General features: G+C 72.5%; 5 protein-coding genes. 1 reads left to right on the top strand and 4 read right to left on the bottom strand.

Annotation, left to right across the window (positions count from 1 at the left end; all coding sequences use genetic code 11):
* Positions 1-52 precede the first annotated feature (52 nt).
* Entirely contained in the window at positions 53-1,174 is a 1,122-nt protein-coding gene (locus tag JOD49_RS19745) for a YihY/virulence factor BrkB family protein (RefSeq protein WP_307822663.1), read from the bottom strand.
* Between the two features lie 187 nt (positions 1,175-1,361).
* Here JOD49_RS19745 and JOD49_RS19740 point away from each other — a divergent pair, with 187 nt between their 5' ends.
* The gene (locus JOD49_RS19740; RefSeq protein ID WP_205308668.1) at positions 1,362-1,925 is read left to right on the top strand and encodes a hypothetical protein; all 564 of its coding nucleotides are present in this window, start codon (positions 1,362-1,364) and stop codon (positions 1,923-1,925) included.
* Between the two features lie 67 nt (positions 1,926-1,992).
* On the opposite strand, the gene JOD49_RS19735 is transcribed toward JOD49_RS19740, so the two are convergent.
* The 3 genes from JOD49_RS19735 to JOD49_RS19725 all read right to left on the bottom strand — a co-directional run bounded on the left by JOD49_RS19735 (position 1,993) and on the right by JOD49_RS19725 (position 12,565).
* The gene (locus tag JOD49_RS19735) at positions 1,993-2,943 is read right to left on the bottom strand and encodes a hypothetical protein (RefSeq protein WP_205308667.1); all 951 of its coding nucleotides are present in this window, start codon (positions 2,941-2,943) and stop codon (positions 1,993-1,995) included.
* A 29-nt stretch (positions 2,944-2,972) separates the two neighbouring features.
* Positions 2,973-10,433 carry a DUF5979 domain-containing protein gene (locus JOD49_RS19730; RefSeq protein WP_205308666.1) on the bottom strand — a complete coding sequence of 2,487 codons (7,461 nt, stop codon included), beginning with the start codon at positions 10,431-10,433 and terminating at the stop codon, positions 2,973-2,975.
* A gap of 242 nt (positions 10,434-10,675) precedes the next feature.
* Complete coding sequence (locus JOD49_RS19725; RefSeq protein ID WP_205308665.1) at positions 10,676-12,565, bottom strand: alkyl/aryl-sulfatase; 1,890 nt, start codon at positions 12,563-12,565, stop codon at positions 10,676-10,678.
* Positions 12,566-12,572: the final 7 nt, after the last annotated feature.

The raw sequence follows: 12,572 nt of genomic DNA, 5'->3' as shown, positions 1-12,572 counted from the left end.
CCTGTCGGATGGTCGTGCCACGTCCCGGCCGGGAGGTTCCCGGCGGGACCGTTCAGTCCCGCACCGTCGGGGATCCGGCGGACTCCTCCGTCGTCTCCTGCTGCGCGGCCCTGCGGATCTCGGTGCCTCGCTCGACGTCCTCCTGGAGCTTCTGCGCCCGCTTGTCGCTCGCGCGCGTGTCGCGGGGCGGGAGCTGGAGGGACTGCTCGGCCGCGATCCCGCCCTCCAGCTCACGGGCCCGCTCGAGCTCCGCGTCGAGCTCCGCGCCGAACAGCAGGGCGAGGTTGGTGATCCACAGCCACAGCAGGAAGACGATGACTCCTCCCAGCGCGCCGTAGGTCGAGTCGTACGAGGCGAAGGTCGAGACGTAGACGCCGAAGCCGACCGACGCGAGGACCCAGACGAGGATCGCGACGATCGCGCCCACGCTCAGCCAACGGAACCGGGGCTGCCGGACGTTGGGCGTCGTGTGAAAGAGCACGGCCACGATGAGGATCACCAGCAGCAGCACCACGGGCCACTTGGCGAGGTTCCACGTCGTCACGGCCGCCGCGCCCAGCCCGACGGCGTCCCCGATCGCGCGGGCGACCGGCCCGGACACCACCAGGGCGACCACGACGAGCGCGGCCATGAGCACCACGGCAGCGGTCACCACGAGCATCACGGGTCGCAGCTTCCAGATCGGGCGCCCCTCCTCGACCTCGTAGATCCGGTTCATCGACCGACCGAACGCGCCGACGTAACCGGAGGCGGACCACAGCGCCACGACGAGCCCGACGATCAGCGCGAGCCCGGCCCGGTCGCTGCCCCCCGCGACCTGCTCGACGAGGGGTTCGATCGTCGCCATCGCGTCGGCCGGTACGACCGACGACGCGACGTCCAGCACCTGGGCGACGATCTTCTCGCTGTCCCCGACCAGGCCGATCAGCGAGACGACGGCCAGGAGCGCGGGGGCCGAGGCCAGGACCGCGTAGTAGGTCAGGGCGGCCGCGAGATCGAGGCACTGGTCGCGTGAGAACTGCCGGAAGGTCGTCCGGGCGACGTGCTTCCACGAACGCCTGGGCAGGTCCGTGGGCGAGTCCGGCTTGCGCGGGTCGTCGGGCGCCGGCTCGGAGCCGGACCGAACCGTGTCGTTGCTGTCGATGGAGTCCTCCTCGTGGGCGACGCGGTGCACCCGGGTTCCCGGTCGGTCGCGTCTGATCTCCCTCGAACGTAGGCCACCTCCCCGCACTCGCCACCGGGAGGGCGCCCCGACCCGACGGGCAGGCTCTCGGGAGCGAGCACGAACCCCGCTCCGGTACGGTGTGCGACGGCAACCGGTCGAGAGGCCGACGACGAACGCGACGAAGCAGGGGTTCGACATGGTGACCAACGACGCAACGGCCGGCGAGGCCCGGGGTCCAGCCGGCGACCCCGACGCCAGGACCGCTGTCCTGCCGTACCGGGAGTCGGGCGGCGGGTACGGCCGGGCGGCGAGGTGGGTGGCGGTGCCGACGGCCGTCGCGTTCCTCGTCGATGCCGCGGTCCGTGGATGGCAGGACGCGTCGGTGTGGATCATGATCGGCACGATCGTCGGGGTGATCGTGCTGCTGACGGTGTTCTCCACACGCCGCTACCAGAAGATCGTCGTCGACCGGACGGGGCTGCGGGCCGGCAGGGACCACTTTCCCGCGGCCATGATCGATCCGACCGTCGTCGCGCACGTCGCCGAGCACGGGCCGCTCAGCCCGGGGGAACGCCTGCCGGACGGCTCGACCGTCAGCGACGGGACGCTCGTCGGCGGCGCCTACGCGCCGACGGTCGGTGCTGCGGTGCTCCTGCTCCGCCTCACCGACGGCAGCTGGGTGCGGGTGCAGTGCCGTGCGCCTCGGCAGGTCGTCGCAGCCTTGCAGCTCTGTCTCGCCGGAGCGCAGAGGGTCGGCTGACGCCCGTCCCGGGCTCGAGACGACGAGCGTCGACCGCTGCGTGCGGAAGCCGGCTCGGGAGCACCGTTCACCCGATGCCGCGACCCCACCAGGAGAGCGCACCGGCCCAGACGAGAAGGGCTTCCTCGTCTCCGGCGAGGGGGCCGATCGTGAGCACGGGGACGCCGTCCTGCGGGCGGACCGACGCGAGCTCGTCGAGGCCGCGCCACACGCGTGCGACAGCCCGTCCCCAGCTGAGATCCTGCAGCTCGGTGAGCACGGGAGCCGTGCCGACGTCGCCGGCCGGCCGGACCTCGCGAGATCGCGCCTTCCTCTCGGGGACCACCAGCTCGGCGACCAGGGTCCCGTCGGCGAGGGTCACGTCACGCGTGACCCAACTTCTCCCGTCGCGCCGCTGGACGAGCGTGCTGCGCAGCAGGATCTGCCCGTCGGTGTCGACCAGCTCGACCGTGCGCAGGTCCTCCTCCCCCGGGTGGACGTCCATGGCCAGCTCCTCGACGATCCCCCAGAGGAGCGCTCCCTTGGAGGGGGGCTTCACCGGGGCCTGCCGGACGAGGACCCGGGGCACCTCCCCGCCGACGAGGTACATCGCCCCGGTCCACCCGAGGGGTTCGACGACCCCCTTCGCGGGTCGCACGGGAAGCTCGAACGACCGTGGCAGGAGCGCGGCGACCTCGGCCGCGCTGCGGAGCACGGGGTGCTCCGGGACAGCGGGGACGCCGACCGCGGGTGCCGGTGGCCCGAAGAGCGCTCCCGGTGCGCGCAGCTTCCGCCCGATCGTGCGCACGCCGGCTTGCGCCCCTTCGACGTTCGCGCGAGCCGTCTCGACCCCCGCGAGCGCCGCGCGCCCCCGGTCGACCAGCGCCTCGGGCACGAGCGAGTCGAGCCTCGGGACCTCCCACCCACCGATGCGTCGCGGGGCGCCGGCCCTCCCGACCGCGTCGTCCTCGCCGACGCTCTCCCGGGCGTCGGCCTGCGGGCCCTGGACGGGGTCGGTGGTCTCGTCGCGGTGCGTCACGGACGCCAGGGTATCGGCCCCGTGCCCGTTCAGGCGTCGCGCCGGCGCCCGAGCACGAGCGCGGCCGTCCCGAGCACGAGCAGCATCGCGACCAGTGCACCGGCCCGGGCGAGATCGGCCCCGGTCCCGGGCAGTACGTCGCCGGTTGCCGCCTGGGCGCAGCCGGCCGCGACCGCCGCGTCGGCGGGCGAGAGGGCCGTCGTCAGCGCGTCGTGGACCGCCGTCCCGCCGCCCATGCCACTGCTCGTCGGCGACCACGTGTTGACGACCTCGACGGGCTCGCAGACGTCCGGCCCCACAGGGAGGTCGAACTCGACCGACTCCGGGACGGTCGCCGAGGGGTCCGTGAGCGTGCTCTCGCCGTCGACGACGATCTGCACGGTGTCCGCGCTGCCCGCGTCCGTCTCGGCCACGACGCACGCGGCCCCCTGCGGGAGGTCCTCGTACACCGCGACCCAGCCGTCGGCGGCCGAGAGCGTACGCGTCGGACCACCGGGAATCGCGACGTCGGCCGTGACGCCGTCGACCTCCTGGGTGCACGCGAGCGAGACGGTGAAGACGTCCCCCCGGTGCTCGGCGGCGTCGGCACCGGACAACGTCTTGACGACGCGGACCTCACCGACGTCGAACGTGTTCGTCACGGTGACGCCCCCTGCGTCTCCTGCCGGGACGACGACGGCGCCCGGCTCGCCCTCCCCCACGGCGGAGACCGCGGTGGTGGTCGCGCCGCCCGTCGCGGTCTCGGTGACCTCGCACTGCGCGCCGACGGGCAGGCCGTCGTACTCGACGGGCTCGCCCGGGACGAGCTCGCGCGCGGCGCCGCCGGGGATGTCGACCGCCTGGCCGTCGAAGGTGCACGCGAGCGACACCTCGAACGGTCCGGCGCCGTACAGCGCGGCCCCGTCACCGTCGACGACCTTGTCGACCACGAGCGACCCGAGGTCGAACGTGTTCGTCGCGACGACGCCCACCGTGGTGGGCGCCCCCTGCGCATCGACGGGCGTCACGACGACGTCGGCCGACGGGCCGTCCGTCTCGACGGGGGCGCCGCCCTCGGCCGTGATCGTCATGGTCGACGCGGACGCCCCGCCGTCCTCGGTCTCGGTGATCGTGCAGGCCGCGCCGACGGGCAGGTCGTCGTAGACGACGGGCGTCCCCGGCACGAGCGTGCGCGTGGGTCCGCCGGGGACCGTGAGCGGCTCACCGTCGGCCGTACAGGTGAGCGTCACGGTGAACGGGCCCGCGCCGTAGAGATCGGCGCCCTCGCCGTCGACGACCTTGTCCACCGAGACCGCGCCGACGTCGAACGTGTTGGTCGCCGTGACCGCGACGGTGGTCCCTGCGGCCACGGTGACCGGGCTGGGGTCGATCGACGTCGACGTCGCGCCGCCGTCGTCGGGCTCCGTCACGTCGCAGACCGCACCCGCTGGCAGGTCGGCGATCTGCGCCTCGAGAGGCGCCCCGACGCCGAGCACGACCGTGTCGTCGTAGACGATGCGCGGGACACCCGGGCCCGTGCCGTCGTCGTCGAACGTGCAGCGCACCGCGAGGGTGAACGGCCCTGCGCCGTACGTCGTTGCCCCTTGACCCTCGACGACCTTGAGGAGGTCGAGCCCGCCGACGTCGTAGGTGTTGGTGAGCACGACGTCGTTGGTGCTCGCGCCATCGTCGGTGTCGGCGCCCAGCGTGAGCGTCGTGGAGGCCCCGGGTGTGGTCACGGGCGGGCCGGCATGCTGGGTCACCGTGATCGTGACGGACGAGGCGTTGCCCGTCCCGGTCTCCTCGACCGTGCAGACGGCGCCGACGGGCAGCCCGTCGAGCTCGACCGTCTGGTCGTCCTCGATCTCGATCACCATCGGGTCGTCGGGTCCGTACCCGGTCGCGTACACCGGCTCGCCGAGGAAGGTGCAGTCGACCGTGACCTCGAACGGGCCGAACGGCACCGGCTGACCGTCCTGGTCCTCGGCGTCCGTCACGACGTCCTTGGAGACCTCGATGCTCGCGAGGTCGTAGCGGTTGGTCGCCGTGATCGCCGTGACGTCGGGAGACTCGCCGATCGTCACGGTGCCGACGATCAGCTCGGTCTGGCCGCCCGACCCGTCCTCCGTGAGCGTGCAGACGGCGCCGTACGGCAGGTTCGGCACCGTGACCGGCGTGTTGCGCGCGACCGTGATCGGGATCGGGTCGAGCACGGTCTCCACGGGCGTGCCGGGTGCCGACGTGCACTGGACGGACAGGTCGAACGTGGCCGGGGCGTTGGCCGCCCCCGCGCCGGCGACCCGCTTGGTCACCTCGAGCGACCCGGTCGCCGTGGCCACACCGACCTTGGTGCCCTCGGTGGGCAAGAGGTTGAGGTTGCCCTGCGGCGTCACGACGACGGCGGACGCGGCGGCCGAGTTCCATGCGATCGACCGGTCGCCGGCCTCCGGCGCGAGGGCCGGGGTCAGGGTCGTGCCCTCGATCGCGACGTACTCCCCCGGCTGGAAGGGATCGGCGTCGGGGAACGTGATGACGAACTTGAGCGCCGTGACCGTCGCGAGCAGCGCCGCGTCCTCGGTGCCGGTCAGCTGGACCCAGCCCGTCGCCGGGTCGTCCGTCGGGCAGGTCGGCTCGGCCAACGGGTCCGTGAGGTCGTCCATGCAGTAGTCCACGGCCGTCGTGTAGGAGAACGACGCGGTGCTGCCTTCCGGTGCGTTGACGAGCGCGGGCGGCGGGTCGTTCGTGAGGATCGGCGTCCACTGCGAACCGCGCGGTGACGTCGACGAGGAGGACCCGGTGTCCCCCACCGCAGGGAGCCTGTCGTACGCCACGATCTTGCTCATCGGCAGGTTGCCGACGTTGTCGATGCGCACGTGCCACGTCTCCTCGTGCCCCGGCGCGATGACAGGTGTGCACGGGTAGGCGTAGAGCCCCGTCGGGAGCGGCGTGCACTCGACCGGCGGGCCGGTGTACGCCGGGTCCACGATGACGTCGAGCGCGTCGCCGTTCGTCGCCCGCACGAGCTTGGACTGCGCGAGGACCCCCGCGGGGATCGGCGTCACGTCGGCGTCCGCCTCGCACGCACCCGTCTGCGCGTCGAGCCGGGTCTGGCACTGGTCCCACGGACGGTCGGCCGTCGCGCCCGCGGTGTTCGTCACCAGGGTCTGCGGGGCGAGCCCCACACGGAAGCGCACCAGGACGGTGATCGTGTACGTCTGGCCGACCCCGAGCACGGTCCCCTCGGGGAAGGCGAACCGGAGCCCGAGCAGGTCCCCGGTCTGGGTGACCGTCACCTCGTCGGGGTCGACGGGCAGGGGGTCGCCCTCCTCGGGGGCCAGTGGCGGACCGGTCAGCAGGTAGGAGTAGGGGTCGTCCACGTCGGCCAGCCGGAGCTGGGCGCCCTGGGCGTCCGTCGGCATCGGGGCGTCCTCGACCACGAGCTCGCCGATCGCCCGGTTCCCGGTGTTCGTCACGGCGATGCTCATCGGGAAGGTCGCGTCGGGCGGCTGGGTGCCGCCGGTCACGACGCCGTCGAACGCCTTGACCACCTGCACCCCGTTGGTGGCGTGCACGTAGACGAGCGGGGCCGTCTCGGTGTCGGTCGCCGAGACGGGGACCAGGTCGCCGGACCCGGGGTCGACGACGAGGTCCGCCCCCGTCACGGTGCCGTCCACGGTGTTGGTCGCAACGCCCGGGGCGCTCTCGCCCGGGGCCGGAGCGTTGGCCGCGAGGTCGGTCAGGACCGGGCCGCCCGTGCGCATCTGGTCCCGGCGTTCGACCGAGATCGGCACACTCTGCAGCGGGTTCGCGGGGTTCTCCCAGATCGACCCGTCGCTCCGGGAGAACGTGAACCGCAGGCCCTGCACGTCGGCCGGGGCCACGCCGTCGGGAAGCTCGAACGTGGCGACCTCGTCCCCCAGGACCCACGAGCCGCCGTTCACCACGACTCCGCCGGGGCCCGTCACGAACTCGCCCCCCGTGAAGGCGTCGACGCGCACCTGCTGGATCGGCGCGGTGAGCGCAGCGCCCGCGAACGCGTCGAAGTCGTACTGGTTCCAGAACCGGGGGTCGTCGTCGACGAGAACCATCTCGACCGCGCGCGACGGCCCGAGGGGCTGACCGCTGAGCGTCATCGTCACCGGGCCCGTGCCCGGCTCGACGATCTGCGTCGGGTCGAAGGTCTTGCCGACGTCGAGCGCGATGCCCGCGTCCTGCAGGACCATGCTCGCGTCGTCGTACGCGAGCCGGACGTCCTGGTCGGTGCCGCCCGGGTCGGCGATCGTGGCGACCGCGCCGTCCGGCACCGGGCTGTACCCCGCGACCGTCACGGGCGCCGCGGTGTACCGGTCGTTCTCGCGCAGCTGCAGCGTGAGGTCCATGCTGCCCGACGCGCCGGGGGCCACGAGACCGTCGAACGACGTCACGACACCGACGACGTCAGCCAGGTCACCCGTCGTGAGGGCCTCGGCCTCGGCCTCGGTGAAGCTCGCGGTCGAGCCCCCCAGGTAGGTGAGCGTGACCGTCGTCGTCTCCGCGCCCTCGGGGGGCTCCAGGGCGATCGCCCGCAGCGTGAACGCGTCGAACGGCTTGGTCCCGGGCGCCGTCTGCACGTCCCCCGAGGTCGCGATGCCCGGCTCGACCAACCGGAGCTGGCTCACCTTCGCGGCCGACGCGTTGGTCCCGGCGATGGTCACGTCGGTCGTCGGGTAGAACTGCGCCGGGGTGTCCGACGGCGGCACGGAGATGGGACCGCCGGTCCAGTCCTTGGCGACGGTCACGTTGAGGGGTTGGTCGATGATCAGCACGTCGGCCGTGTCGGTGTCCGTGTACTGGTTCGTGTCGAACGTGCCGGTGGCGCGCACGGTGTCCAGGACGATCCCGGGATCCGTCGAGTTGTAGAGCGTGCCCTGGGTCGAGCCCAGCACCGGGGCGGCCGGGTCGGAACGCTTGACGTCCCGGACCTGGAAGGTCAGGTCGAGGTGACGACCGTCCGCGAGCGTCGAGCGCGCCACGCCGTCACCGGGCTGCGGAGCCGTCGGGTCCCCCGTCGTGGTGCGGTCGGGCGACTCCTCGTAGGTCAGGCGCACCGACGTCGCCGACGCCTGCTCCGCCGGAGTCAGGGTGTACCCCGGGAAGGACCCCACGCACGGGCACGGGTCGCCGCTCGCGGGAACCCATGTGCCCCCGATGAACAGCTCGACCCCCGTCACCTGGTCGTAGGAGATCAGCGGGTCCGTGGTGGTGTCGATCGCCTCGACCCGCACGAGGTCGAACGCGTCGTAGAACGAGCCCGCGATCGGGGTGCTCTGCGGGTCGGCGATGTCCGAGATCACCATCGGGTCCACGCCCGAGAAGCCGTTGGTGGACCAGGTGATCTGCGCCGTGACCTGGTCGTCCGAGCGGGCGAGGACGCTGGGCGGGGTGCCGCCGAGGAAGTCCTTGGTGACGAACTCGAGCGCGCCCGGACCGTCCACGGGGAACGGGTCGACCGAGGCGCAGCCCTGCGCGGGCGGGGTCGGGTCCACCGTGCCCGACGACGCGCTCGACGCGCCGCAGTTCTCGATCGGGGTGTCACGGTCGGCCGGTCCGGTGTAGTCGGCCGTGAAGTTGGGCTGGAACTGTGTGCCGGGCGGGAAGCCGTCGCCCGTCGAGTCGTAGACGAACTGGACGCCCTGGGCACCGGCGGGGAGCTCGCAGCTCACGGTCGCCGGGCCGGTGTAGGGCCCGCACGCCGGGGCCGGCACCCAGGCGCTGCCGTTCCAGTAGTTGACCGTCAGGGTCGAGCCGGCCGGCACGTCGGTCGTGCGCACCGCGGTCGCGGTGAAGTTCGACCAGAACTCGCCGGGGTTCGCCGGGTCGACCGGGTCCTGGACGACGACCTGGTCGGCGTTCGCCGTCGACCCGTCCGGTCCGAACGGGAGGAGCTGGGACGGGAGCTGCACGATCACGGACTGCCCCGGGACGGCGGGGATCGTCGAGGGCGACATGAGCTTGGTCGTGCTCGTCGCCAACCGGTCGACCAGGGTCACGAGGTCCGCGGGGGCCGTGGCCGGGTCCGCGCTCGGCACCGTGGCCTCGATGGTGTTGGTGTGCGTGACGTCGTCGGTCGTCTGGTCGGGGTCGGTGTCGGCCGTGAACGGGATCGAGGCGGACGCCCCGTTCGGCAGGTCGCCCGTGAAGACCACGGTGAAGCCGACCACGACGCACCCGTCCGGGGGGTTCGGGAGCGTGTTCGGAGCGGACGCGTCGACCTCGGGGGTCGAGCCGTCGGCGCACGTGAACGTCACGGTCGCGCCGTTCGCGCCCGAGGGCCACTGCACGCCCGTGCCGTCCCCCGTCGGCCCGAACCCGGTGAAGGTCAGCGGGTCGTCCCCCTCGAACGGGTTGTCGGTCCCGGGGGCGGGCTCGGTGATCGTCAGGGAGTCGACGGCGGTCCCGGTGTTGGTGGCCCCGATCGTGACCGTCGTCGGGTCGCCCGCGGACACGGTCGTCGGCGAGAAGCTCTTGGACGCCGCCACGCTGTTGTCCGGCGGGGTGATGACGTACGTGTCGCTCGCCGTGGTGGCCGTGGACTGCGCGCCCGTGTGCGTGACGTACGACGAGGCGTCGTTGGTGATCGTGGTGGCGTCCGTGAGGTCGTCGACCGCGTCGCTCTGCTGCACCTGCACGGGCACGCTCGCGGTCGCGCCCGGCTGGATGTCGCCGCTGAACGTGTAGCGCAGGCCCTGCACGGTCGCCGGGTCGACCGTGTCGTCGAGCGTCTCCCACGAGTCGCCGTCCCAGTACTGCGTGGTCACGGTGTCGGCGTTCGGGGGGAGCACGACCGTGCCCGTCCCCGTGTACTCGAGGTACGTGAACGGGTTGGGGGTCGCCGTGGGGTCGACGGGGTCCTGGAGGACCAGGGTGTCGACCGGGTCGTTCGAGGTGTTCGTCGCGCCGATCGTCATGGTCGCGGTCGTCCCCGGGGCCGCGAGCGCCCCCGGCGGGTCGATCGCCTTGGTCGTCGTCGAGCCGAGGACGAGCGGGACGACCGGGGTGATCGAGTCCGACGCGGGCTGCTGCGCCGCGTTGTCGGCCACGACGGTCGCGGTGTTGGTGATCGGCACGCCGTCGGCACTGAAGGGCAGGTCCGGGGACACCCGCGCGGTGACGATGATCTGCGCCTGCGCGCCGTTCGAGACCTCGGGGTTGGTGTAGGTGACCGTGTTCGTGCCGGTGTCGGCGTCGATCTCGCCGCCCGGCGGGCCGCTCTGGATCGATGCGGCGACGAGGTCGAGGCCGTCGGGCAACGGATCGGTGAGCACGGCGTTGGTGCACGGGTCGGCGTTGGGGTCCGAGCAGGAGATGGTGATGATCCACTGGACGTCGTCGCCGGGTTCGTAGGGGCCCTGCGAGACCTCCTGCTTGCTGATGCCCCAGTCGGCGGCGGCCGCCGGGATCGCGGGGACGAGGGCCAGCGGCAGCGCCAGCAGGACGGCGCCGGTGGCCGCCCAGGCCCGGCGGGCCCGCACGGACCACTGCTGCCGGGCCCTCCCCCCGCTCCGGTGCTGCCTCGATCGCGCGTTCCCCATCCCCGTGCCTCCGCTCGCCCGTCAGTGCGACGCACGCCCTCGTGCGCCGTCCGATCCCGTCCTGCCGGCAGGTGCCTCCCTCGCCCCGGTCGTCCTTCGGTCGGTTCCGCGGGCCCTGGTCCGCGGGACCGGTCAGGCCGTGCCGGGTGCCGGGGCGGCGACCGGCACGACCCGTCCGCCCGTCAGGGGGTGACGATCGCGAAGTCCTTGTCGCCCGGGTCCAGGACGGCGGCGAGCCGGCCGAGCACTGCGGAGTCGCCGCTGAGCTCGATGCCCGCCTGGACGAGCGTGTCCGGGGTGACGTTCCCGCTCGCCAGGACCGGTAGTGCGCGCTTGGTCCCGGTGAGCGTGAGGTCCGCCGGACTCTTCTGGACGGCCGTGTTGTAGGTGAGCACCCCGTTGGCCAGGCGCAGACGGTAGCGCTCGTGGGTGTCGGTCAGGACGATGTCGATCGAGAGCTTCTCGTCCCACGCCCGGGGCCCGTCGACCTGGATCGCGAGGGCGTCGAAGAGCATCTCCGGGGAGAGCTGGGCGACCATGTCCCGGGACCCGGTGACGGTGGGGGTGCCGAAGGGTCCGTCGCGCAGCTCGGTCACTCCCGAGAGGTAGACGTTGCGCCAGGTGCCGTTCTCCGCCCCGTACCCGAGCTGCTCGTAGGTGTCGGCGAGGAGGTCGCGTGCTCCGGCGTGGTCGGGTTCGGCGAAGACGACGTGGTTCAGGATCTCGGCGACCCACCGGTAGTCGCCCTCGTCGAAGGCCGCCTGCGCGGAGGCGACCACGGCGTCCGCACCACCCCCGAGCGCCACGTAGCGCTTGCCTGCCTCGACCGGGGGGTGACGCCACAGGCTCGACGGGTTCCCGTCGTACCAGCCCATGTACCGCTGGTAGATGGCCTTGACGTTGTGGCTCACCGAGCCGTAGTAGCCGCGGGTGCTCCATGCCTTCTCGAGCGCCGGGGGCAGCGTGATCACCTCGGCGATCTCGATCCCGGTCAGCCCCTGGTTGAGGAGCCTGAGGGTCTGGTCGTGGAGGTACGCGTAGAGGTCTCGCTGGATGTTCAGGTACTCGAGGATGCGTTCGTTGCCCCAGGTGGGCCAGTGGTGGGACGCGAAGACGACCTCGAGGTCGTCGCCGAAGAGCTCGATCGACTCGGTGAGGTAGTGCGCCCAGGCGTGCGGGTCACGCACGACGGCACCGCGCAGCGTCAGCAGGTTGTGCAGGTTGTGCGTCGCGTCCTCGGCCGCGCACAGCGCGCGGTGGTCCGGGAAGTAGACGAGCATCTCGGACGGCGCCTCGGTGTCGGGGGCCATCTGGAAGATCATCCGGACGCCGTCGACCCTCTTCTCCTCACCGGTCGTGGTGATGTCCACGGTCGGGGCGACGAGGGTGATGGTTCCCGTCGACGTCGTCTGTCCGAGCCCCGCCCCGACCTGTCCCTGCGGTCCGCGCGCGAGCGCCGCGCCGTACATGTAGCCCGACCTGCGCGCCATGGCCGTGCCCGCATAGACGTTCTCCGAGACGGCGTGCTCGGTGAACCCCTCGGGGGCGAGGACCGGGACGCGCCCGGCGTCGACGTCCTCCTGGGTCGTGACCCCCTTGACCCCGCCGAAGTGGTCGACGTGCGAGTGGGTGTAGACGACCCCCGTCACGGGACGCTCGCCGCGGTGCTCGCGGTACAGCGCGAGGGCCGCCGCGGCCGTCTCGGTCGAGATCAGGGGGTCCAGCACGATCACGCCGGTCTCGCCCTCGATGAAGGTGACGTTGGAGAGGTCGAAGCCCCGCACCTGGTAGATGCCCTCGACGACCTCGAACAGCCCCTGGGTGGCGACGAGCCGCGACTGGCGCCACAGGCTCGGGTTGACCGTGTCCGGGGCCTCGCCCTGGAGGAAGTCGTAGGTGTCGTTGTCCCAGACGACGCGACCGTCCGTGGCAGTGACCGCGTTCGGTGTTCGTCGGCCGAGGAGGCCGCGGGAGACGTCGTCGAAGTCCTGGGTGTCCTGGAAGGGCAGGCTGTCTCGCAAGACCTGCTGCTGCCGGACGATGGCGGGGGAGGCTGGCTTGGCTGGTGACATGTTGGCA

The sequence above is a fragment of the Oerskovia jenensis genome (assembly GCF_016907235.1).
GTDB classification, from domain to species: Bacteria; Actinomycetota; Actinomycetes; order Actinomycetales; family Cellulomonadaceae; genus Oerskovia; species Oerskovia jenensis.
The sequence above is the reverse complement of the archived record's forward strand: the minus strand, read 5'-3'. Positions and strand labels throughout refer to the sequence as shown.